25 protein-coding genes are annotated in these 19,730 nt (G+C 66.4%); 12 read left to right on the top strand and 13 right to left on the bottom strand.

The features are described from left to right. Nucleotides 1-11: 11 nt before the first annotated feature. Complete coding sequence (gene speE, locus ACSX1D_RS08045; RefSeq protein ID WP_439861742.1) at nt 12-872, bottom strand: polyamine aminopropyltransferase; 861 nt, start codon at nt 870-872, stop codon at nt 12-14. Nucleotides 873-1,042: 170 nt separating this feature from the next. Here speE and ACSX1D_RS08040 point away from each other — a divergent pair, with 170 nt between their 5' ends. From ACSX1D_RS08040 to ACSX1D_RS08025, 4 genes are all read left to right on the top strand, one after another. Further along, nucleotides 1,043-1,930, top strand: a complete 888-nt coding sequence (locus ACSX1D_RS08040) for a DNA-3-methyladenine glycosylase family protein (protein ID WP_439861741.1) — start codon at nt 1,043-1,045, stop codon at nt 1,928-1,930. Nucleotides 1,931-1,933: 3 nt separating this feature from the next. Further along, complete coding sequence (locus ACSX1D_RS08035; protein WP_439861740.1) at nt 1,934-2,428, top strand: methylated-DNA--[protein]-cysteine S-methyltransferase; 495 nt, start codon at nt 1,934-1,936, stop codon at nt 2,426-2,428. 132 nt (nt 2,429-2,560) lie between these two features. Further along, a complete protein-coding gene (locus tag ACSX1D_RS08030; RefSeq protein ID WP_439861739.1) occupies nt 2,561-3,616 on the top strand; it encodes a DUF3179 domain-containing protein in 1,056 nt (351 codons plus the stop codon). Further along, nucleotides 3,606-4,136: a hypothetical protein gene (locus ACSX1D_RS08025; RefSeq protein ID WP_439861738.1), complete on the top strand. Its 531-nt coding sequence runs from the start codon at nt 3,606-3,608 to the stop codon at nt 4,134-4,136. Before ACSX1D_RS08030 ends, ACSX1D_RS08025 begins: the two co-directional genes overlap by 11 nt. A gap of 10 nt (nt 4,137-4,146) precedes the next feature. Here the strand turns inward: ACSX1D_RS08025 and ACSX1D_RS08020 are convergent, their stop codons facing one another. From ACSX1D_RS08020 to aroC, 7 genes are all read right to left on the bottom strand, one after another. Next, nucleotides 4,147-4,710: a histidine phosphatase family protein gene (locus ACSX1D_RS08020; protein WP_439861737.1), complete on the bottom strand. Its 564-nt coding sequence runs from the start codon at nt 4,708-4,710 to the stop codon at nt 4,147-4,149. A gap of 3 nt (nt 4,711-4,713) precedes the next feature. Next, on the bottom strand, nt 4,714-4,905 hold the full coding sequence (locus ACSX1D_RS08015; RefSeq protein WP_439861736.1) for a PLD nuclease N-terminal domain-containing protein: 192 nt from the start codon (nt 4,903-4,905) through the stop codon (nt 4,714-4,716). Between the two features lie 83 nt (nt 4,906-4,988). Next, nucleotides 4,989-5,672 (bottom strand): acireductone synthase, encoded by a 684-nt coding sequence (gene mtnC / locus ACSX1D_RS08010; RefSeq protein WP_439861735.1) that lies wholly within the window; start codon nt 5,670-5,672, stop codon nt 4,989-4,991. Nucleotides 5,673-5,753: 81 nt separating this feature from the next. Continuing rightward, nucleotides 5,754-6,299, bottom strand: coding sequence for a 1,2-dihydroxy-3-keto-5-methylthiopentene dioxygenase (locus tag ACSX1D_RS08005; protein WP_439861734.1), 546 nt, complete (start codon nt 6,297-6,299; stop codon nt 5,754-5,756). Nucleotides 6,300-6,333: 34 nt separating this feature from the next. Then, on the bottom strand, nt 6,334-6,954 hold the full coding sequence (locus ACSX1D_RS08000) for a methylthioribulose 1-phosphate dehydratase (RefSeq protein WP_439861733.1): 621 nt from the start codon (nt 6,952-6,954) through the stop codon (nt 6,334-6,336). Beyond that, nucleotides 6,951-8,102, bottom strand: coding sequence for an MFS transporter (locus tag ACSX1D_RS07995; RefSeq protein WP_439861732.1), 1,152 nt, complete (start codon nt 8,100-8,102; stop codon nt 6,951-6,953). The genes ACSX1D_RS08000 and ACSX1D_RS07995 overlap by 4 nt, the downstream gene beginning before the upstream one ends. 88 nt (nt 8,103-8,190) lie before the next feature. Beyond that, nucleotides 8,191-9,282 (bottom strand): chorismate synthase, encoded by a 1,092-nt coding sequence (gene aroC, locus ACSX1D_RS07990; RefSeq protein ID WP_439861731.1) that lies wholly within the window; start codon nt 9,280-9,282, stop codon nt 8,191-8,193. Nucleotides 9,283-9,580: 298 nt separating this feature from the next. On the opposite strand from aroC, the gene ACSX1D_RS07985 reads away from it, so the two are divergent. Beyond that, nucleotides 9,581-10,378: a hypothetical protein gene (locus ACSX1D_RS07985; protein WP_439861730.1), complete on the top strand. Its 798-nt coding sequence runs from the start codon at nt 9,581-9,583 to the stop codon at nt 10,376-10,378. Between the two features lie 19 nt (nt 10,379-10,397). On the opposite strand, the gene prmB is transcribed toward ACSX1D_RS07985, so the two are convergent. After that, entirely contained in the window at nt 10,398-11,330 is a 933-nt protein-coding gene (gene prmB / locus ACSX1D_RS07980; protein ID WP_439861729.1) for a 50S ribosomal protein L3 N(5)-glutamine methyltransferase, read from the bottom strand. A 269-nt stretch (nt 11,331-11,599) separates the two neighbouring features. Between prmB and nhaD the strand changes: the two genes are divergently transcribed. The 5 genes from nhaD to folE all read left to right on the top strand — a co-directional run bounded on the left by nhaD (nt 11,600) and on the right by folE (nt 15,274). Then, the gene (nhaD, locus tag ACSX1D_RS07975; RefSeq protein ID WP_439861728.1) at nt 11,600-12,796 is read left to right on the top strand and encodes a sodium:proton antiporter NhaD; all 1,197 of its coding nucleotides are present in this window, start codon (nt 11,600-11,602) and stop codon (nt 12,794-12,796) included. Nucleotides 12,797-12,971: 175 nt separating this feature from the next. Further along, on the top strand, nt 12,972-13,568 hold the full coding sequence (locus ACSX1D_RS07970) for a cysteine hydrolase family protein (RefSeq protein ID WP_439861727.1): 597 nt from the start codon (nt 12,972-12,974) through the stop codon (nt 13,566-13,568). Nucleotides 13,569-13,706: 138 nt separating this feature from the next. Then, nucleotides 13,707-14,027 (top strand): hypothetical protein, encoded by a 321-nt coding sequence (locus ACSX1D_RS07965; RefSeq protein ID WP_208709446.1) that lies wholly within the window; start codon nt 13,707-13,709, stop codon nt 14,025-14,027. Nucleotides 14,028-14,085: 58 nt separating this feature from the next. Beyond that, entirely contained in the window at nt 14,086-14,643 is a 558-nt protein-coding gene (locus tag ACSX1D_RS07960) for a Smr/MutS family protein (RefSeq protein WP_439861726.1), read from the top strand. An 82-nt stretch (nt 14,644-14,725) separates the two neighbouring features. Next, nucleotides 14,726-15,274 (top strand): GTP cyclohydrolase I FolE, encoded by a 549-nt coding sequence (gene folE / locus ACSX1D_RS07955; protein ID WP_208709443.1) that lies wholly within the window; start codon nt 14,726-14,728, stop codon nt 15,272-15,274. Between the two features lie 53 nt (nt 15,275-15,327). Here the strand turns inward: folE and ACSX1D_RS07950 are convergent, their stop codons facing one another. Continuing rightward, nucleotides 15,328-15,549 carry a DUF3820 family protein gene (locus ACSX1D_RS07950; protein WP_439861725.1) on the bottom strand — a complete coding sequence of 74 codons (222 nt, stop codon included), beginning with the start codon at nt 15,547-15,549 and terminating at the stop codon, nt 15,328-15,330. A 170-nt stretch (nt 15,550-15,719) separates the two neighbouring features. On the opposite strand from ACSX1D_RS07950, the gene ACSX1D_RS07945 reads away from it, so the two are divergent. Continuing rightward, nucleotides 15,720-16,091: a glutathione S-transferase N-terminal domain-containing protein gene (locus ACSX1D_RS07945; protein WP_439861724.1), complete on the top strand. Its 372-nt coding sequence runs from the start codon at nt 15,720-15,722 to the stop codon at nt 16,089-16,091. A 143-nt stretch (nt 16,092-16,234) separates the two neighbouring features. Here the strand turns inward: ACSX1D_RS07945 and ACSX1D_RS07940 are convergent, their stop codons facing one another. From ACSX1D_RS07940 to ACSX1D_RS07930, 3 genes are all read right to left on the bottom strand, one after another. Next, the gene (locus ACSX1D_RS07940; RefSeq protein WP_439861723.1) at nt 16,235-16,891 is read right to left on the bottom strand and encodes a transglutaminase-like cysteine peptidase; all 657 of its coding nucleotides are present in this window, start codon (nt 16,889-16,891) and stop codon (nt 16,235-16,237) included. Between the two features lie 399 nt (nt 16,892-17,290). Beyond that, nucleotides 17,291-17,635 (bottom strand): hypothetical protein, encoded by a 345-nt coding sequence (locus tag ACSX1D_RS07935; RefSeq protein ID WP_439861722.1) that lies wholly within the window; start codon nt 17,633-17,635, stop codon nt 17,291-17,293. 359 nt (nt 17,636-17,994) lie between these two features. Continuing rightward, nucleotides 17,995-19,161 (bottom strand): PLP-dependent aminotransferase family protein, encoded by a 1,167-nt coding sequence (locus ACSX1D_RS07930; protein ID WP_439861721.1) that lies wholly within the window; start codon nt 19,159-19,161, stop codon nt 17,995-17,997. A gap of 82 nt (nt 19,162-19,243) precedes the next feature. Between ACSX1D_RS07930 and ACSX1D_RS07925 the strand changes: the two genes are divergently transcribed. After that, a complete protein-coding gene (locus ACSX1D_RS07925) occupies nt 19,244-19,711 on the top strand; it encodes a MarR family winged helix-turn-helix transcriptional regulator (RefSeq protein WP_439861720.1) in 468 nt (155 codons plus the stop codon). Nucleotides 19,712-19,730 lie beyond the last annotated feature (19 nt).

The raw sequence follows: 19,730 nt of genomic DNA, 5'->3' as shown, positions 1-19,730 counted from the left end.
CAGCTGGCGGCTCAGTCGTTGCTGGGCTTGTTGATCGCCTGCAGCACGTACTGCGGCAGGGCAAAGGCGCCGAGGTGAATGTCCGGGTTGTAGTAACGGGTGACGATACCGCTGCCGGCGAAACGCTGGCGCAGGGTCTCCGCCGACAGCTTGCGCTGGCCGCTGTCGGTGCTGCCCCAGGCGAAGGTCATGCTGCCGCCGATATAGGTCGGCACCGCCGCCATGTAGAAGTGCCAGTCGGCGAACAGGCCGCGCATGCGCCCGGCGGTGGTCTGCACCTCGGACAGCTGCATGAAGGGCGTGCCGTTCTGGGTGACCAGGATGCCGCCGTCGCTCAGGCAGCGGCGGCAGGCCTGGTAGAAGTTCTCGGAGAACAGCACCTCGCCCGGGCCGATCGGGTCGGTGGAGTCGGAGATGATCACGTCGAACTTGTCTGCGCAGGTGGCGACGAAGCGCATGCCGTCGTCGATCACCAGGTTCAGGCGCGGATCGTCGAAGGCGCCGCTGGAGTGGTTGGGCAGGAATTCCTTGCACATGTCGACCACGGTGCCGTCGATCTCGACCATGGTGATGTGCTCGACGCTGGCGTGCTTGCACACCTCGCGCAGCATGCCACCGTCGCCGCCGCCGATGATCAGCACGCGCTTGGCCAGGCCATGGGCGAGGATCGGCACGTGGGTGAGCATCTCGTGGTAGATGAACTCGTCGGCCTCGGTGGTCTGGATAACGCCGTCCAGGGCCATGACCCGGCCCATGCGGGCATTCTCGAAGATCACCAGGTGCTGGTGCTCGGTGCGCACCTCGTGCAGCAGCTTGTCCACGCGAAAACGCTGACCGTAGCCGTCGTAGAGGGTCTCTTGGTAATCGCTCATGGGCAATTCCTCATCAATGCGTCTGAATGCGCACGGACACCGTTTTCGGCGCCCGCCGTCTGAAAGAAAGGCGGGCATTCTACGTTGCCGAGGATGACAGGTCGAACCTCGGGTGTTTGAAAGTCACTTGCGCACTGACAGGCGTGCACCAGGCGGTTATCGTGCCCCCCATGACCGCCGCCGCTCCGCACCCCGTGCTCCTGCCCTACCAGCCGCCCTGGCACTGGCAACAGTTCCACGCCCACTACGCCCTGCGCGCCTTGCCTGGGGTCGAGCGACTGGACGCCGACGGCTATCGCCGCAGCTTTCGCCTGGACGGGGTCAGCGGCTGGTTCGCCGTGCGCCCGGTGCCCGGCCAATCTGCCCTGCAACTGCATCACTGCGCCTCGGCCGAGGCCTGCCTGCCGGCCCTGACCGCCCGAGTGCGGCGCATGTTCGACCTGGATGCCGAGCCACAGCGTATCGCCGCGCACCTGGCCGAAGACCCGCTGCTGGCGCCCCTGGTGGCGCGCAATCCCGGCCTGCGCGTGCCCTGCGCCTTCGACCCGTTCGAGCAGGCGGTGCGCGCCATCGTCGGCCAGCAGGTCACGGTGAAGGCCGCGGTGACCATTGCCGCACGCCTGGTCTCGCGGCTCGGCGAGCCCCTGCAGGAAGCGACCGACGGCGGCCTTGAGCGCCTGTTCCCCAGCGCCGAGGCACTGGCCGAGGCCAACCTGGACGGCATCGGCATGCCCGGCAAGCGGGTACAGACGCTGCAGCACTTCGCCGCCCAGGTCGCCAGCGGCGCGCTGCACCTGGACCTGCGCGACGGCAGTGCCGCGCTGATCGAGCGCCTCTGCGCCCTGCCCGGCATCGGCCCCTGGACCGCCGAATACATCGCCCTGCGCGCCTTCGGCGAGGCCGATGCCTTCCCCGCCAGCGACCTGGGCCTGCTCAAGGCGCCGCTGTGGGGCGCAGACGGCATCGCCGCCAGGCAGCTCGAGGCCCGCGCCGAAGCCTGGCGCCCGTGGCGCGCCTATGCCGCGGCGCACCTATGGCACGACTATGCCGGAGGCTGAACGATGTTCTATCGCGACCACCCCAGCCCCCTCGGTCGCCTGCTGCTGGTCGGCGATGCAGGCGGTCTGCAGCAACTGCTGCTGGAGATCGACGGAAAACCCTGGCAGATCGGCGAACACTGGCGCCTGGCCGGCGCCGAGCTGGATGCGCCCTGCCGCCAGCTCGACGAGTATTTCGCCGGCCGCCGGCGGCATTTCGATCTGCGTCTGACGCCGCAGGGCACGGCCTTCCAGCTGGCCGTGTGGCAGGCCCTGCAGCAGATTCCCTTCGGCCAGACCCGCTGCTACAGCCAGCTGGCCACGCAGATCGCCCGACCCAGGGCGGTGCGCGCGGTGGGCGCGGCCAACGGCGCCAACCCCCTCGCCATCGTCGTGCCCTGCCATCGGGTGATCGGCCGCAACGGCAGCCTCACCGGCTACGCCGGCGGCCTGGCGCGCAAGGCCCTGCTCCTGCAGCTCGAAGGGGTACTGGCACCCCAGCAACAACTGGCGCTTTGAGCGATAGCGCGTCACGCCCGGCAGGCTGCGCGGTCGCAGGCTGTAACAGCGCCGGCAGCCGGCCATCTAAGTTCGGAAGACACTCATCCTTCTGACATGGCCGCGCCCTGCAGAAGTGGGAGGTGACCGCCGATGTCCACGCAACGCTCGCGCCGACCGCCATGCCGGCGAGCCGGCACCCTGCTCGGCCTGTTGAGCCTATGGACCGCACTGGCTTACGCCGGCCAGGTCGCATTGCCGCCACCGGGCCCGGAGCGCCTGCTCTCGGCTACAGCGCAGACCTACGCCGACATGACCCTGTCCGGTGGGCCCGGCAAGGATGGCATTCCCGCCATCGATCAGCCGCTCTTCAGCGACGCCGCGGGGGCCGCGCAGTACCTGCGCCACGACGACATTGTCTTCGGCGTCCATCACCGCGGCCAGGCCCGCGCCTACCCGCAGCGCATCCTGGTGTGGCACGAGATCGTCAACGACAGCATCGCCGGCGAGCCGCTGAGCATCACCTATTGCCCGCTGACCGCCACGGCGCTCGGCTTCATGCGGGGCGACAGCCGGTTCGGCGTATCCGGGCGCCTGCTCAACAGCAATGTGGTGATGTATGACCGCGGCAGCGACAGCCAGTGGTCGCAGATCGCCGGCGCGGCCATCAGCGGCCCCGCCACCGGCCGGCGGCTGCAGGAAATTCGCGTGTTCTGGAGCACCTGGGCCAACTGGCAGGCCCGCCACCCCGAGACCCAGGTACTGACCCGCGACACCGGCGCGCTACGCAACTACCGGCGCGATCCCTACGGCAGCTACAACCCGCTGCGGGGCTACTATGCCGACCCGCAGCTGATGTTTCCGGTGATGCACCAGCACCCCCGCTACCCCGCCAAACACAGCATCCTCGGCTTCCGCACCGCCCATGCCGCCGTCGCCGTGGACAAGCGCCATCTGCGCGAACAGGGGGTCATTCAACATTCGCTGGGTAACGAACATTTCGTCATCATCGACGATCCCGGCCTGGACACCGGCTGGGTGTTTCGCGCCGAGCAACCGGTGCAGATCGATCGACGCGAGATCCGCTTCGAGGCCGACGGTCCGCAGGCACCCGGACTAGACGCGCTGGAGCCGCTCAACGCGTTCGAGGCCATGTGGTTCGCCTGGTACGCCTTCTACCCCGACACGGTGGTGCTCGATGGGCGTTAGGCGCAGCCGGGCGATCCTGATCGGCGGCGTGGCCTGCTGCTACGCGCTGTTCTACCTCTACGCCATCGGCGATCTCGACCTGGGCCCCGCTGGCTGGGGGTGGTCCAGCCTGCCCTGGCAATGGCAACGCCTGCTCACGCAGCGTTCGCCCTGGCATTTCGAGGCGGTGGCCAGTCTCGAACTGGGTTACCTGGTGCTGCTGCTCAGCCCGCTCAACCTGCTCCTGGCCGCACTGCTGGGCCTGCTGCTGGCCGGCAACCTGCACGGCGCCCTGGTGTTACGGCAGCGCCGCACCTGCGCCACGGGGGCGGATGTCGCCTGGAGCGCCGGGCTGTGGCCGGCCCTGCTGGCCGGCGGCGCCTGTTGCGCACCCAGCCTGCTCCTGCTGCTGGGCATCCCCGGACTGGGCGCCTTCATCGGCCTGTTTGCCTGGCTACTGCCGCTGTCATTGGCGCTGTTGCTTGGCAGCCGCCTGTGGCAACGCAGGCGCGGCGCCCCGGCCCTGTTCGGGCCGCTCTGAGCGGCGCCCATCAGGGCGGGGCGATGCGCCCCAGCACCCGCGCCGGCACCCGCAGCGGGCGGGCCAGAATCAGCCCCTCGCCCGAGGCCGGATAGACGCCGGTCAGCGCAGCGATATTGACCTGGTGGGAAACCAGCACCATGACCGTGCCGGGCATATAGCCGTTGACCGCCTCGACCAGCTCCGCCGTCTGCCCCGCCGCCCGCGAACGATCGCCGAAGAAGGAGTCCAGCGCCGGCAATGGCTCGACGGGCCCCAGGTTCATTTCCACGGCGGTGTCGCGGGCCCGGCACCAGCGGCTGCTGAACAGGCGCGGCCGCTCGATGCCCTGGCTGCGCAGCAGTTGCCCCCAGCGCCGCGCCTCGGCACGGCCACGCCGATCGAGGTTGCGCTGGGTCGCGCAGTCGCCCAGACGAAAATCCGCCGGGTCGCCCATGCCCGGCGCAGTGGCATGCCGCAGCAGCAGCACGGCACGGCCCGCGCGCAGGGCATCCCAGGCCGTCGCCTGGTCGGCCTGGGCCCAGCCCGGCACAGCCAGCCAGGCAAGCAGCAGGAACGCTAACGCACGCGCCACGGGTCAGAGGCTGACGTTGCCCCGCGGCCCCGCCAACGCCCAGATGATCAGGCCGATCACCGGCAGGAAGATGATCAACAGCACCCACAGCACCTTCTTGCCGGTGTCGACGCCGCTCTTGACCACGTTGATGATGGCCCAGATATCCAGAGCCAGGATGATCAGGCCAAGCAGGCCATTCATGGTGGAACCCATGGGGACACTCCTGTGTTGAGGGTTGCCCCCGAAGGATAGCCGGCGATTCGCGCAAGCCGCCCGGAGGACGACCGCGCGACGCCTCACAGGCGCTCGAGGTCGATCTGCGCGAAGCTGGCGACGGTCTCGTGGCCGGCCAGCTCGCCGCCCTCGCGGGCCAGGCCGACGGTCTGCATGCCGGCTGCCCGGGCGGCGTCCAGTTCCTCGACGATATCCGAAAGGAAGACGATCTCCTCGGCCGGACAACCGATGGCCTGGGTGATGCTGCGGTAGGACTGGGCGTCACGCTTGGGCCCGCTGGTGGTGTCGAAATAGTCGCTGAACAGCGGCGTCAGGTCGCCCGCCTCGGAACAGCCGAAGATCAGCTGCTGCGCCTGGATCGACCCGGAGGAATAGACGTACAGGTCGTAGCCCCGCTGCTTCCAGCGCTTGAGCGCCTCCACCGCATCGGGGTAGACATGCCCCTTGAGCTGACCGGCGCGGTAGCCCTCGGCCCAGACCATGCCCTGCAGGGCCTTGAGTGACGTGGACTTGCGATCGGCGGCGATCCAGCCGAGGAGAATCTCGATCACGCGCTCGACATCGGCATCGGCCTCGCCGGCTTCGGCGCGCACCGCGGCCAACTGCTCGGCCACCTGCGGCTCGTCGGCATGCGCCCGGACGAACTCCGGCAGGTGCTTGGCGGCATAGGGAAACAGCACGTCGAAGACGAAGCTCACCGCGCTGGTGGTGCCTTCGATATCGGTAAGGATGGCTTTGATCGGCATGCAAACTCCAAACATGGGGTGGAGGGCGCCAGCCCCCGTGACTCGGCAATGGCGGCGACGGACGTCGCCGCCAGCAGCGGTTCAGTCGTCCAGACGCGGGAAGCGGCTGGCGATGTCCTCGCCGGTGAATTGGGCGACCCAGCCCTCGGGATTGTTGAACAGGCGGATCGCCACGAAGTGCGGGTGCTCGCCCATGTCGAACCAGTGGCGGGTCCCGGCCGGCACCGAGATCAGGTCGTTCTTCTCGCACAGCACGGCATACACGTAGTCGTCGATGTGCAGGGTGAACAGGCCGCGGCCGGCGACGAAGAAGCGCACCTCGTCCTCGGCATGGCGGTGTTCGTCGAGGAACTTGGCGCGCAGCTCGGCCTTCTGCGGGTGATCGTCGCTGAGGCTGACCACGTCGACCGTGACGTAGCCGCGCTCGCTCATCAGCTGTTCGATCTGCGGACGATAGGCGGCGATCACCTCGTCCTGGCTGGCGCCGGGGGCGATCGGCGCCACGGCCTGCCAGCGCTCGAAGCGCACGCCGACCGCGGCCAGGGTGCTGGCGATGTCCTCGAGGTGGGTCAGCACCTTGTTCGGCTGTTCGGGGGAGAATTCGTGGTAGACGCTCAGGCTGCTCATGCTCGGGCTCTCGCTGTGAGGGGGATGGACAGGGTCAGGCTTTGTGCAGGGCACGCACCTTCAACTCGCATTCGAAGAGGAACTCGAAGGCTTCGATCTGGCGCAGGGCGTCGCTCATCCGCGCGCCCCAGGTGTACAGGCCGTGGCCGCGGATCAGGTAGCCGACGCAGTCCGGATGGGCGTCCAGCCAGGGCTGCACCTTGGCCGCCAGGCGGGCGATGTCCTGGTCATTGTCGAAGATCGGCACCTCGACCTGGGATTCGTGGCTGGTGACGCCGGAAAAGGCCTTCTGCAACTCGTAATCGGCGAACACCAGCGACTCGCTCAGGCACAGGCGCGACAGCACCGTGGCGTTGACCGAGTGGGTGTGCAGCACCGCGCCGATCTCCGGTTTCCAGTTGTACAGCTGGGTATGCAGCAGGGTCTCGGCCGAGGGCTTCTTGCCCGCCTCCAGGCTGCGCCCCTGCATATCGGTGGCCAGCACGTCGTCCGGCCCCAGCTCGCCCTTGTGCTTGCCGGACACGGTCAGCAACGCCTCGCTGGCCGACAGCCGCGCCGAATAGTTGCTGCTGGTGGCCGGCGACCAGCCGCGACCGTAAAGGAAGCGGCCGGCGTCGATGATCTGTTGGGCGAGTTGTTCGCGGGTCGGGCTCATGGCCTCTCCTCTTGCAAGCGGGTGGCGGTGATGACGGCAGCCGCCAGGGCTACCAGGCTGGCGATGGCAAAGGTCCAGGCCGGCCCCAGGCTGTTCCAACTGTAACCGGAGTACAGCGCGCCGAGGGCGCCGCCTATCCCGGCCAGGGTGGCGTAGAGGGCCTGGCCCTGGCCCTGCTGGCGGTCGGCGAAGCTGCGCTGGACGAAGTGGATGGCGGCGGCATGAAAGCTGCCGAAGGTCGCCGCGTGCATCAGCTGGGCGAACAGCAGCACCACCAGGTGATCGGCGAGATTGCCGAGCAGCAGCCAGCGCAGCGCGGTGATCAGGAAGCTGGCAAGCAGCACGCTGCGCAGCGAATAGCGCGCCAGCAGGCGGGCCATGAACAGGAACAGCACGATCTCGGCGACCACGCCCAGGGCCCAGAGCTGGCCGATCAGGCCACGCGCATAACCCAGGGCCTCCAGGTGCAGGGTGAGAAAGGTGTAGTAAGGACCGTTGCTCAGCTGCATCAGGCCGACGCTGCAATAGAACGCCAGAATGCCGGGGCGCCGCAGCTGCTTGAGGAAGCCGCCCAGGGCCGGGTCGCTCGGGCGCATCTGCGGCTCGGCGCTGGGCACCCAGAAGCTGCTGATGACGATGCCGGCCATGATCAGCACCAGGGCCCAGGGAAAGGCGTCCAGGCTGACGAACTCGAACAGCTTGCCCAGGCCGACCACCGCGACGATGAAACCGATGCTGCCCCACAGGCGGATCTCGCTGTAGCGGGTCGCCCGTTCGCGCAGATGGGCCAGGGTGATCACCTCGAACTGCGGCAGTACCGCGTGCCAGAAGAACGCGTGGCTGGCCATGATCAGCGCCAGCCAGGCATAGCTCTGGCTGACGAAGATGCCGGCGAAGCACAGCAGGGTGCAGATCGCGCCAAAGCGCACGATGGCCAGGCGCCGCCCGCTGTAGTCGCCCAGCCAGCCCCACAGGTTGGGGGCGATGCAGCGCATCAGCATGGGGATGGCCACCAGCTCGCCGATACGCGCGGCAGAAAACCCCAGATGATCGAAGTACAGCGCCAGGAACGGCGCGACGGCGCCGAGCAGGGAGAAATAGCAGAAGTAGAAGCCGGACAGGCGCCAGTACGGCATGGGCGCACTCATGGCCAGAGGCCCACCGGGGCAGAACACGGCGTCAGCCGGGGGAGCCGGTACCGGGCCGTGCGGCACACGGCCCGGCCGCAAGCGCTCATCACAGTTGCGGCAGCACCGGCGTGGCGACGCTGACGCCGGCGTTCTGGCCGCGGTGACGCAGCAGGTGGTCCATCAGCACGATGGCCATCATCGCCTCGGCGATAGGCGTGGCGCGGATGCCCACGCAGGGGTCGTGGCGGCCCTTGGTGATCATCTCCACCGGGTTGCCATCGATATCGATCGAGCGCCCAGGGGTGGTGATGCTGGAGGTCGGCTTGAGCGCCAGGTGGGCGATGATCGGCTGGCCGCTGGAGATGCCGCCGAGGATGCCGCCGGCGTTGTTGGACAGGAAGCCCTCCGGGGTCAGCTCGTCACGGTGCTCGGTACCGCGCTGGGCCACGCTGGCGAAACCGGCGCCGATCTCCACACCCTTGACCGCGTTGATGCTCATCAGGGCATGGGCCAGTTCGGCGTCCAGGCGGTCGAAGATCGGCTCGCCGAGGCCGGGCATCACGCCCTCGGCGACCACGGTGATCTTGGCCCCGACCGAATCCTGGTCGCGACGCAGCTGGTCCATGTAGGCCTCGAGCTCCGCCACCTTGTCCGGATCTGGGCTGAAGAAGGCATTCTGCTCGACGCTGTCCCAGCTCTTGAACGGAATCTCGATGGGGCCGAGCTGGCTCATGTAGCCGCGCACGACGATGCCCTGGGTGGCCAGGTATTTCTTGGCGATGGCGCCGGCCGCCACGCGCATGGCGGTCTCGCGCGCCGAACTGCGGCCGCCGCCACGGTAGTCGCGGATGCCGTACTTGTGGTGGTAGCTGTAGTCGGCATGGGCCGGGCGGAACAGGTCCTTGATGGCCGAGTAGTCCTTGGACTTCTGGTCGGTGTTGCGGATCAGCAGACCGATGGCACAACCGGTGGTCTTGCCCTCGAACACCCCGGAGAGGATCTCCACCACGTCATCTTCCTGACGCTGGGTGGTGTGGCGGCTGGTGCCGGGCTTGCGCCGGTCGAGGTCGCGCTGCATGTCCGCAAGGCTCAGCTCCAGCCCCGGCGGGCAGCCGTCGACGATGGCGACCAGGGCCGGACCATGGCTTTCGCCGGCGGTGGTGACGGTGAACAGCTTGCCGTAGGTATTGCCGGACATGTGCAAAAGGCTCCGCGGAAATCGACTCCGGACCGGCCGCCACAGCGCGCCAGGCCCCACTCAGTAAAGCCGGCGAGTATACCCGCGGCGCCGGTTCAGTTCACCCTCGAAGCTGGAGCCGTCGACGGCGGCCCAGGCTTGCCACGCCCGCGGCGCCGGCCGATAGTGCCGCTGGCCCGACCGCCCGACGGAGACGCTGCCTGTACTCCACCGACCGGCGCCGTACCGACCTCCAGCCCGGACAAGGTCGGCCGATAAGACGGTTACCCGTTCCACCGTGCGCACAGGATTGCCAGCCATGACCGAGCCCCAACCCCAGGAGCCCACGCCCGAGCGCCCGGCCGATACGCCGGCGACAGAGGCAACGCCCCACCCCTGGGCGAATCTCGACTCCGAGCAGTTCCGCCTGCTGCGCCTGGCGCCACTGCCGGCCGACCGCAATACCGGGTTGCGGCCGCTGCGCTTCGCCCAACTGGGCCGGGTGGTGCGCCATAGCAAGGCGCAAAGCCTGCTGCGCCTGCAGGTGCAACTGCACGGACAGCGCCTGCGCCCCGAACAGAACCTGCTGGAGGTGTGGATCGACCACCGCAACAAGGAAGTGCGCTTCGGCCCCGAAGGCGGCCTGCAGGTGGAACCGGGCAACCGCGGCCTCGGCCGCCTCCTGCTGGCCCAGGGCATCGCCTGGGCCAAGCAGCATTGTGGTCACTATCAGGTCCAGGGGGGCCTGCTGCCGGCCAAGACGGTGGGCAGCGAAGACGCCAAGGCGCGCCGTGATCGCTGCCTGCTGGCCCAGGGGTTCACCCTCGACTACCTCGACCCGCTGCAACTGATGGCGTTCTATGGCGCACCGCGGGTCGCCACGCTGCATGAGGACTGGAATGTCGACAAGGTGCAGATAGTCGACACCCTCGAAACCGCCGCCATGCTGCAGCAGGCCGACCAGACGCTACACGAGCAGGCGGTGAAGATCCGCAAGCTGGAAGAACGCATCGACCGCCTCAGGCGCGAGGACAGCAACCTGCGCTTCACCATTGGCTGCCTGGTGGCGTTCAGCCTGTTCCAGGCCGGACTGTTGATCTGGATGTCGGTGCGCTAGATCGACGCTGCCTTCGCCCTCAGGGCTTGAGACGCTGACGGAACAGTGGCTGATGCTCCCGGCACTGCCGGGCCGCCAGCAGGAACACGCCGTGCCCGCCGCGTTCGAACTCCAGCCAGGTGAAGTCCACCTCCGGGTACAGCGCCTCGACATGCACCTGGCTGTTGCCGACCTCGACGATCAACAGGCCCTGCTCGGTCAGGTGGTCGGCGGCCTCGGCCAGCATGCGCCGCACCAGGTCCAGGCCATCGTCGCCGCAGGCCAGGCCCAGCGCCGGCTCGTGCTGGTATTCGGCCGGCATGTCGGCGAAGTCCTCGGCGTCCACATAGGGCGGGTTGGAAACGATCAGGTCGAAACGCTGCCCCGGCAGACCGGCGAAGCCGTCGCCCTGCACCGTGTAGACGCGCTCCTCCAGGCCGTGCCGCTCGATATTCTGATTGGCCACCTCCAGCGCCTCGAAGGACAGGTCGGCCAACACCACCTCCGCCTCGGGAAACTCGTAGGCGCAGGCGATGCCGATGCAACCGGAGCCGGTGCACAGGTCGAGGATGCGCGCCGGCTCAGCCGGCAGCCAGGGCTGAAAACGCTGCTCGATCGACTCGGCAATGGGTGACCGGGGGATCAGCACGCGCTCGTCGACCAGAAACGGCAGGCCGCAGAACCAGGCCTCACCCAGCAGGTAGGCGGTCGGCACGCGTTCGCCGATACGCCGCTCGAGCAGGTCATGCAGCAGCGCATGCTCGTCGTCTTCCAGGCGGCAATCGAGGTAGCTGTCGGCGATCTCCCAGGGCAGGTGCAGAGCGCCCAGCACCAGCTGGCGCGCCTCGTCCCAGGCATTGTCGGTGCCATGCCCATGAAACAGCCCTTCGCCATGGAAGCGGCTGACCGCCCAACGGATGTAATCACGCAGGGTGCGCAGGCGGGTTTTGCTGGCGGGCGAAGGGGCGGTCACAGGCTGTCTCCGGAAAAAAGAGCGTGCAGTTTAGCCGAACGACTCAGCCGCGACGCATTGCCGAACGAAAACGCCGCACGGCCCCTCAAGTACCGCTGCCAAAGCCCAGGGCGCACCGATATAATTTGAAACGATTTTTTAACCCTTCCTATCCCTTCCCTCGAGACTCCCCCTAAATGGTCATAGAACCCTTCTCGCTCACGGGCTTGCTCGTGCTGGCGATATTCCTGATTGGAATGACGCTTATCATTTTTGAAGCACAACTAGAGATGGATAAATTCAAGCCGGCCATGTTCATGATGTCCGGCTTGATCGTAATTGGCGCTCACTACGCCCTCACCGACCCCAACGGCTTCCAGTATTTCCTCCACGCCCAGAGCGAGACCAAGGAGGAGCTGTTCGGCCTGATCGCCTTCATGGCCTTCATGTGGATGGTGGTGGAACTGCTCAACGAGCGGAACGTGTTTACCGCGCTGAACGGCTACCTGATGCGCAAGGGCCTGGGCGCCAGGGGCATGTTCTGGGCCACCGGCGCGCTGTCGGCGCTGCTCTCGCCCTTCCTCAACAACATCACCACGGCGATGATCTTCGGCAAGACGGTCAAGAGCATCTCCGTCCACCAGCGCTACACCCATGTGGCGCTGTGCAATATCGTGGTCGCCTCCAACAGCGGTGTGTGGTTTCTCGGCACGTCCACCAGCCTGATGGTGGTACTGGCCGGCAAGATCAGCATCGCCGGCCTGCTGCTGCTGATTCCCTCGGCGCTGATCGGCTGGCTGCTGTTCGCCGCCACCCTGCACCTGTTCTACCTGCGCAAGCTCGATGGCGAGAAGCTGATCCACCGGGCGGACCAGTCGGAGACCGCGCTCAAGCCCGGCGGCGCTGGCCTGGCCGTGGTCGGCCTGGTGTCCATCGTCGGCGCAGTGCTGTGCAACATCCTGCTTAAGGTCAGCATCGAGTTCGCCATCGGCATCGCCCTGGGCATGGTCGCCCTGTATGCCTGGCTGCTGATGCACCGCGGCATCGAGCTGCCCTGGCAGGACCAGCTGCAGAAGGTGGAATGGAACGCCCTGCTGTTCTTCATCGGCATCATCACCTCGGTCTCGGCGCTGAATCACGTCGGCTGGCTGACCTACATCTCGCAACTGTTCGAGCTGATGAGCCCGACGGCCGTGAACATGATCCTCGGCGTCGCCTCCGGGGTGATGGATAACGTACCGGTGGAAGCCGCGGCGCTGATGTCCAATCCGCAGCTGGGCCTGGATCAGTGGGCGCTGAACGCGCTGATGGTGGGGATCGGCGGCTCGCTGACCGTGGTCGGTTCGGCCGCCGGGGTGATGGCCATGTCGCTGGACAAGAGCTACAGCTTCGGCGTGCACCTGAAGTTCCTGCCGGCCATTCTGGTCAACTTCTTCGGCTCGCTGGGCGTCTGGTACCTGCAGTTCCAGGTTTTCGGCCTCTACTGACGCCCGCATGCGGTGCAACCCCGCCGGCCGCAAGCGCCCGCCCTCGTGGCATTGCCACCGGGGTGGGCGCCGCCACCCGCCAGGCGACTCGTTGCGCCCCCGCGCAGAGGTTCACAGCGACGCCGTAGAAGAGGACAATGAAGCCTGTGGTCCGCGCCAGCGAGGAAGCTCCGCCATGTCTCATCCGCAAACCCTGTTCCAACTCACCGGCCGCGCCCACGCGCCGGCCAATCTGAGCAATTCGACCCTGGTGATCATCGATGCCCAGGAGGAGTACCGCAGCGGCGTGCTGCAGCTGCCCGGCCTGGACGAAGCACTCGCGGAAATCGCCAAACTGCTGTCGGCGGCACGTGACGCCGGCACCTCGATCGTCCACGTCAAACACCTGGGTATTCCCGGCGGCCTGCTCGATCCGCGTGGCCCGCGCGGGCAGCATCTGCCGGAGGTCGTGCCACTGCCCGGCGAAGCCGTGGTGGAAAAACGCCTGCCGAACGCCTTCGCCGGCACCGATCTGCATGAGCGCCTGCAGGCGCTGGGTCACCTCGACCTGATCATCTGCGGTTTCATGACTCACTCGAGCATCAGTACCACCGTGCGCGCAGCCAAGGACTACGGCTACCGCTGCACCCTGGTCGACGCCGCCTGCGCCACCCGCGATCTGCCGACCCCGGACGGCCAGGTCATCGCCGCCGCCGAGGTGCATCGCATCGAGATGATCGCCCTGGCCGACAACTTCGCCGCCCTGGTGCCCCAGGCCAGCGCGCTGATCTGAGGCGCCGCCTCCGGCCTGTGCGCCCCACGGCCCCGCGGCGGCGTCGAACAGCGCCATCCGCCGACCCGCGCACGGCAATCGGCGGAACCCGGGGGTAACCTGCCGGTCCTACCGCCGATAGCCACAGAGGAAGTCGGGATGAAGTTATCCGATGGTTTCAACGCCCGCCACCTGCGACCGCGCAGCCACCGCAACTGGCGCCTGCGCCTGGCCGCCATGCTGGCCGCGCTGTTCGCCGCCTTCGGTGTACTGCTGGCGATGGCCGGTGCGGCCACGCTGCTGGGCCGCCCGCCGGCGCTGGGCGCGCTGAACGACTCGCCCGCCGCCGCCTCGCTGCTGCTGGGCTTGGGCCTGCTGCTGCTCTGGGTCGGCGTCGCAGTCTGGCGCATGTGCCGGCGGCGCCTGCGCCGCCCCAGCGACCTGAGCCTGGCGCCGCACCTGATGAAGAAGCGCGGCTGATCGGCGCAGCACAGCGGGCCCTAGCTTGGTTAAACTAGCGGCCTTCGCGGAGGCCCAGATGCAAGACGACGATTTTTCCCTGTTCCAAGCCCAGCTGCGCGGCGTCAAGCCGCTCAAGCACGACCGTGCCGACACCGGCAAGGCCAAGCCCGACCGCGCCCGCCTGAACTCCCTGCGCCAGGCCGCCACGGAACGCGTCGACGGAATCAAGGTCGACGGCCTGTCCGACCAGTTCGTCATCGACGTAGGGGCCGAAGAGCCCCTGTACTGGGCCGCCAACGGCGTCCAGGAAGGCCAGATGCGCAAGCTCAAGCTCGGCCAGATAGCTTTCGACGGCAGCCTCGACCTGCACGGCATGAACGTCGAGAAGGCACGCGACACCCTGTGGGAATTTCTCGCCGAGGCCGCCAAGCTGGAAGTTCGCTGCGTGCGCGTCACCCACGGCAAGGCGGTGCGCATGGATGGCCGCAAGCCGATGATCAAGAGCCACGTCAACACCTGGCTGCGCCAGCACCCGCAGGTACTCGGCTTCACCTCCTGCCTGGCCAAGCACGGCGGCACAGGCGCGGTCTATGTAATGCTCAAGCGCACCATGATGGACGGCCGCGACGAATAGCGACCGCGCCACCCTTGCCAGCGAGCCTGCCGCGCCCTACCCTGCGCCTCTGCTCCCCATCTGAAGGTCCACAGGTAGATCCATGTCCCTGGAACAGCATTACACCGCGATTCTCGGCCAACTCGGCGAGGACGCCTCCCGCGAAGGTCTGCTCGACACGCCCAAGCGTGCCGCCAAAGCGATGCAGTACCTTTGCCGCGGTTATCAGCAAACCCTGGAAGAAGTCACCAACGGTGCCCTGTTCAGCTCCGACAACAGCGAAATGGTGCTGGTGAAGAACGTCGAGCTGTACTCCTTGTGCGAACACCACCTGCTGCCGTTCATCGGCAAGGCCCATGTGGCCTACATCCCCGATGGCAAGGTGCTCGGCCTGTCCAAGGTGGCGCGGATCGTCGACATGTTCGCCCGTCGCCTGCAGATCCAGGAGAACCTCAGCCGGCAGATCGCCGAGGCGATCCAGGAGGTCACCGGAGCCCTCGGCGTGGCCGTGGTGATCGAGGCCCAGCACATGTGCATGATGATGCGCGGCGTGGAGAAGCAGAACTCCTCGATGATCACCTCGGTGATGCTCGGCGAATTCCGCGAGAATGCCGCCACCCGCAGCGAGTTCCTCAGCCTGATCAAGGACTGATTGAAGGCAGTGATAAAGAAACCGGCCCTGTGCCGGTTTTTTTAGCGCGCGAGTTAGTCACTCGATTGCTTGCGCAGGGGCTCCAGCAGGGGCGAAAGACCGTTGTGATCGATTTCCTGCATCAATGCCAGCAGGCGACCGATTTCCCCGACGGGAAAGCCCTCGCGCGCGAACCAATTGAGATAGTGCCCCGGCAGGTCGGCAATCAGCCGCCCCTTGTACTTGCCGAAGGGCATTTCACGGGTTACCAGCAGGCGCAGGTCTTGCGGCTTCATTCGGCACTCACTCAGGACAGGCACAGCATTCATCGCCGACCGGCATTCGGTTGGGCGTGAATTATGCCCAAAGCCGGCGCAGCCTGCCGCCATTCAGCGCACTCGGGCCAGAAACGGCAAACTCGGGTAAGCTGCGCGCCCGCTATTCTCAACCCAGGGTTCTTTGCACGATGCTTATCAAGGCACTCAGAATCGGCCTCGGCCAACTGATCATCTTTCTCGACTTCATCAGCCGCCCGCGCAAGCAGCAGCGCACGCCGGCCGCCCAAGCCGTGGTCGAGCAGGCCGCCGCCGGCCTGGCGCTGTACCAGTTCCACGCCTGCCCCTTCTGCGTGAAGACCCGACGCACCCTGCACAGGCTGAACGTGCCGGTCAGCCTGCGCGACGCCAAGAATGACGCGCAGCATCGCCAGACCCTGCTGGAGCAGGGTGGCAAGATCAAGGTTCCCTGCCTGCGCATCGAGGAAAGCGGCCAGAGCACCTGGCTGTATGAGTCGAAGGCGATCATCGCCTACCTGAATCAGCGCTTCGCCGATAGCTGACCGAACAACGACCCAGCCTCGGCAATCGACCATCCAGAAATCGCCATTCCGGCCTGGGCCCGACCCGGGCCGCCGAGCGTCGCACCCAGCTGAAAAGCGGGAAACTGCGTATCTGAACGAGAGGCGGCGCTTGCGCGCTACGCCTAGCCCTGTTCGAGGGAGAAGCCTTCCTGGCGCATCCTGGTCATCAGCGCCTGCCAGCCTGGAAGACGCTCGGTGTTGCCAGTACGCCGCAGGCCGTCCTTCTCGACCCGATAGAGGCCAATGGCATCGAAGGCATACATCAGCAGCAGGTCCGGTCGTTGCGATGCCGGGAGCATGCTGCTGGTCAGGTTATCCAGAATCAAGGGCTCGCCGCCCGGTTCCGCGTAGTAACTGAGCACCATGTGCGCCTGGCCGCGCGTCAGTTCGCGGGTGTAGGTGATGCGCAAACGCGCCTCCGGCACTCCGAGCTTGCGCAGGGTGAAATACTTGGCCAGGGAAAAGTCCTCGCAGTCGCCCGCCCCCTGCACCAGCGTCTCGATCGGTGTGGCCCAGTAGTCACTCTGCTTCCACAACGCCACATCGTCGACAAAGCGCAGCTCACGATTGAAATACTGATTCACCGCGGCAAGCTGCTGTCGCTCGGGAAGATAGCGGCTGTCCTCGATCAGCTGGTTCCAGGACAGCAGGCGGTCTTTCGCCGGCCCCTGGCGGCCGTAACGCTTTTCCGCCTTGCGCATGATCTGATCGAAGCTCCAGCTGGCCTTGGCCTCGGACGCACCGAACACCATGCCCGCGCTGAAGGTGGTGATCGCCATCGCTCGGCATACGGCGCTGGCGCACTTGGATTTCAAAAACTGTCTGAGCAACACGCTAGATCTCCGCGAGCCCGGCAGCAGCCGGACTCAGTCGAGTAGATCATTCCGTTGAGGTACTGAATCTGGATAAGGCTCGAGCGGCTAATCCTACTCAAGCTGCAATGGCGACTGGCAGCTCTCACGCACTACCCGCCCCGGGCACGGTGAAACCACCCGCCGATCCAGACTAACGTCTTGGCAGAGACTCCATCAAGATTGTTTGGTTATAAAACGCACAAGTGCGCGCCCCCGATCACTACCGGGGACGACTTTACTTGCGGGAACGAAACGATAGGGTCATGCCCGTTGCCGGGGGCTCAGGCATCGACCTGATGCACCCGGAACGGCAAACATTTTCACTTAGTGCCACCCGTACTCAGCCCTATCTCGCTGAATGGGTGAGCGATATTGCTTCTTGGGTTGTGTAATGGATTGACGATCTTCACGCTCAAATTCAGGGCCTGCAGCGGTAGGTTTACGCTCGAGCATCTGCACGAAGCGCTCACTTTCGTCTTCCATGCCTTGTAATCCGTCGAGCCGCTGACTGTGGTATTGCAACAGACGCGCACTGCCGTTCTCTGCTAACAACATGGCAGCCTGCGCTTCGACCTGCGGCACAGGGGCGCTGACTGCTTGCCCGGATATAGCGGCGGCGAGTACCAGCATCGCACCGCCAACCGCCAGGGTACTGATTGTGGTTTTCATGATGCCATCCTCTTCTTCCCCCGATCCCCAGTCATTGGATAAGCGACCCTGCTGTTTGTTACGCAGGTTTCGCGCATCCAGACGGGCGGCCCTGTACATGGCTGAAGGCCATGAGGCAGCGGGCTGGGTAACAAGAGCGCCTGGCCACAGTACCGTCGATTAACGGCCCCTCGCCCGGAAGGCATGACGCCTAACAGGGTTGACCTCAACCGCGACAACTTGGTTCTAGGTTCGCCGCCCCGGGCATAGCCAGACTCGGTTGAACGAACCGCGGCTCAGCCAAGCATGCTTACAGGCCGCGGATAGCTGGCGACTCGCTGCAGCCAGGCCCGGTAGGCCGGGTAGGCGGCCGCTCGCGATCAGGCTTGCCGGTCAGCCATGGCCTGGCGGATCACCCCTGCCAGGCGCTTGAGCCCTTCACCCAGGCGCTCTGGTGCGACATGGCTGAAGTTCAGTCGCAGGTGCCCCGGATGGCGATCCGGCTCGATGAAGAACGGTTCGCCCGGCATGAAGGCAACGTTCTGCTCCAGTGCCGGCCCCAGCAAGCTGCGGGTATCCAGCGGCTGCTTGAGGGTCAGCCAGAAGAACAGGCCGCCCTGAGGGATCTCCCAGTCGGCCAGCTCGCTGAAGTGCTCCAGCAAGGACGCCTGCATGGCATCGCGGCGAATCCGGTAGAAATCGCGCAGCTCGGCCAAGTGACCGCGATACCGCTCGCTGCCCAGCCACTGCAGGGCCTGCCACTGGCCGATGCGGTTGGTGTGCAAGTCGGCCGACTGCTTCAGGCGCAACAGATAGGGGAACAGGTCGGGGGTGGCAATCAGGTAGCCGACGCGCAGGCCTGGCAACAGGGTCTTGGATACCGTGCCGGTGTAGATCCAGCTGGCCTTCTGCAGGCGGCTGACGATCGGGCTGGCCTGGCCCTCGTCGAACACCAGCTCGCGATACGGCTCGTCCTCGATCAGAGTCACGCCGAATTCGTCCAGCAGTGCCGCCACCGCTTCGCGCTTGGCCTCGCTGTAGCGGGTGCCGGACGGATTCTGGAAGGTCGGGATCAGGTAGGCGAAGGCCGGCTTGTGCTGTTCCAGGCGCTGACGCAGGGCCTGAAGCTCGGGGCCGTCGGCCTCCTGGGGCACACCAATGCAGTCAGCGCCGAACAACTGGAAGGCCTGCAGCGCCGCCAGGTAGGTGGGCGCCTCGAGCAATACCTCGGTGCCCGGATCGATAAACAGCTTACTGGCCAGGTCCAGGGTCTGCTGCGAGCCACTGACGACCAGCACCTGGCTGGCCTCGCAGGGCACGCCCAGGGCACGGGCCTCGGCGGCGATCGCCTCGCGCAGGGCCGGCTCGCCCTCGCTCATGCCGTACTGGCCCATGCTCGCTGGCATCGCGGCCCACTCCACCTTGGGCAGCATGGGCTCGGCTGGCAGGCCGCCGGCGAACGACATGACTTCGGGACGCTGCGCCGCGGCGAGGATTTCACGGATCAGGGAGCTTTTCAGGCGGGCAACGCGTTCGGAGAAGGCCATGGGTGTCACCGGGGTGCTAAGTCGAGGAATTTGGGTCAAACTGCTTGACCGAAACTACGATGTCCCGCACATATACGTCAATATGCTTGACCTTAAAAACCCAACCACTCAGCAGGCCGCCATGGAGGCCTTCTTCTTCGGCTACCAGGCGTTCACCGCCAAGGCCGACGAGATGCTGGCGCGCCGCGGCCTCTCCAGGGTGCACCAGCGCATCCTGTTCTTCATCGCCAAATACCCGGGTCTGAGCGTCAAGCAACTGCTCGGCTATCTGGGCGTGAGCAAGCAGGCCCTGAGCACGCCGCTGCGCCAGCTGCAGGAGATGCACCTAGTCAGCAGCGTCACCGCCGTGGACGACAAGCGCAAGCGCCTGCTCGGCATCACCGCCGAGGGGGCCAAGCTGGAGCAGGCCCTGCGCCGCGAGCAGGCCAAGCTGCTGCAGCGCGCCTTCGCCGAGGCCGGCGAAGAGGCGGTCAGGGGCTGGCTGGGGGTCAACCTGGCCTTGAGCGGCAATCGGCAGGTCAGTTCCGATCCAGAGCAAGAAAGCCCATAGCTGTATCGGTCAACGCAGC

Origin of the sequence: Pseudomonas sp. MBLB4136 (genome assembly GCF_051904765.1) — a bacterium.
In the GTDB taxonomy this organism is placed as follows: Bacteria; Pseudomonadota; Gammaproteobacteria; order Pseudomonadales; family Pseudomonadaceae; genus Aquipseudomonas.
Note: the sequence above shows the minus strand (reverse complement) of the source record. Positions and strands in the feature narration are given on the sequence as shown.

Excerpts from the sequence above, each read along its gene's own strand:
- speE (WP_439861742.1), bottom strand. The coding sequence starts at position 872 with ATGAGCGATTACCAAGAGACCCTCTACGACGGCTACGGTCAGCGTTTT.
- ACSX1D_RS08040 (WP_439861741.1), top strand. The coding sequence starts at position 1,043 with ATGACCGCCGCCGCTCCGCACCCCGTGCTCCTGCCCTACCAGCCGCCC.
- ACSX1D_RS08035 (WP_439861740.1), top strand. The coding sequence starts at position 1,934 with ATGTTCTATCGCGACCACCCCAGCCCCCTCGGTCGCCTGCTGCTGGTC.
- ACSX1D_RS08030 (WP_439861739.1), top strand. The coding sequence starts at position 2,561 with ATGTCCACGCAACGCTCGCGCCGACCGCCATGCCGGCGAGCCGGCACC.
- ACSX1D_RS08025 (WP_439861738.1), top strand. The coding sequence starts at position 3,606 with ATGGGCGTTAGGCGCAGCCGGGCGATCCTGATCGGCGGCGTGGCCTGC.
- ACSX1D_RS08015 (WP_439861736.1), bottom strand. The coding sequence starts at position 4,905 with ATGGGTTCCACCATGAATGGCCTGCTTGGCCTGATCATCCTGGCTCTG.
- mtnC (WP_439861735.1), bottom strand. The coding sequence starts at position 5,672 with ATGCCGATCAAAGCCATCCTTACCGATATCGAAGGCACCACCAGCGCG.
- ACSX1D_RS08005 (WP_439861734.1), bottom strand. The coding sequence starts at position 6,299 with ATGAGCAGCCTGAGCGTCTACCACGAATTCTCCCCCGAACAGCCGAAC.
- ACSX1D_RS08000 (WP_439861733.1), bottom strand. The coding sequence starts at position 6,954 with ATGAGCCCGACCCGCGAACAACTCGCCCAACAGATCATCGACGCCGGC.
- ACSX1D_RS07995 (WP_439861732.1), bottom strand. The coding sequence starts at position 8,102 with ATGAGTGCGCCCATGCCGTACTGGCGCCTGTCCGGCTTCTACTTCTGC.
- aroC (WP_439861731.1), bottom strand. The coding sequence starts at position 9,282 with ATGTCCGGCAATACCTACGGCAAGCTGTTCACCGTCACCACCGCCGGC.
- ACSX1D_RS07985 (WP_439861730.1), top strand. The coding sequence starts at position 9,581 with ATGACCGAGCCCCAACCCCAGGAGCCCACGCCCGAGCGCCCGGCCGAT.
- nhaD (WP_439861728.1), top strand. The coding sequence starts at position 11,600 with ATGGATAAATTCAAGCCGGCCATGTTCATGATGTCCGGCTTGATCGTA.
- ACSX1D_RS07970 (WP_439861727.1), top strand. The coding sequence starts at position 12,972 with ATGTCTCATCCGCAAACCCTGTTCCAACTCACCGGCCGCGCCCACGCG.
- ACSX1D_RS07965 (WP_208709446.1), top strand. The coding sequence starts at position 13,707 with ATGAAGTTATCCGATGGTTTCAACGCCCGCCACCTGCGACCGCGCAGC.
- ACSX1D_RS07960 (WP_439861726.1), top strand. The coding sequence starts at position 14,086 with ATGCAAGACGACGATTTTTCCCTGTTCCAAGCCCAGCTGCGCGGCGTC.
- folE (WP_208709443.1), top strand. The coding sequence starts at position 14,726 with ATGTCCCTGGAACAGCATTACACCGCGATTCTCGGCCAACTCGGCGAG.
- ACSX1D_RS07950 (WP_439861725.1), bottom strand. The coding sequence starts at position 15,549 with ATGAAGCCGCAAGACCTGCGCCTGCTGGTAACCCGTGAAATGCCCTTC.
- ACSX1D_RS07945 (WP_439861724.1), top strand. The coding sequence starts at position 15,720 with ATGCTTATCAAGGCACTCAGAATCGGCCTCGGCCAACTGATCATCTTT.
- ACSX1D_RS07940 (WP_439861723.1), bottom strand. The coding sequence starts at position 16,891 with ATGGCGATCACCACCTTCAGCGCGGGCATGGTGTTCGGTGCGTCCGAG.
- ACSX1D_RS07935 (WP_439861722.1), bottom strand. The coding sequence starts at position 17,635 with ATGAAAACCACAATCAGTACCCTGGCGGTTGGCGGTGCGATGCTGGTA.
- ACSX1D_RS07930 (WP_439861721.1), bottom strand. The coding sequence starts at position 19,161 with ATGGCCTTCTCCGAACGCGTTGCCCGCCTGAAAAGCTCCCTGATCCGT.
- ACSX1D_RS07925 (WP_439861720.1), top strand. The coding sequence starts at position 19,244 with ATGCTTGACCTTAAAAACCCAACCACTCAGCAGGCCGCCATGGAGGCC.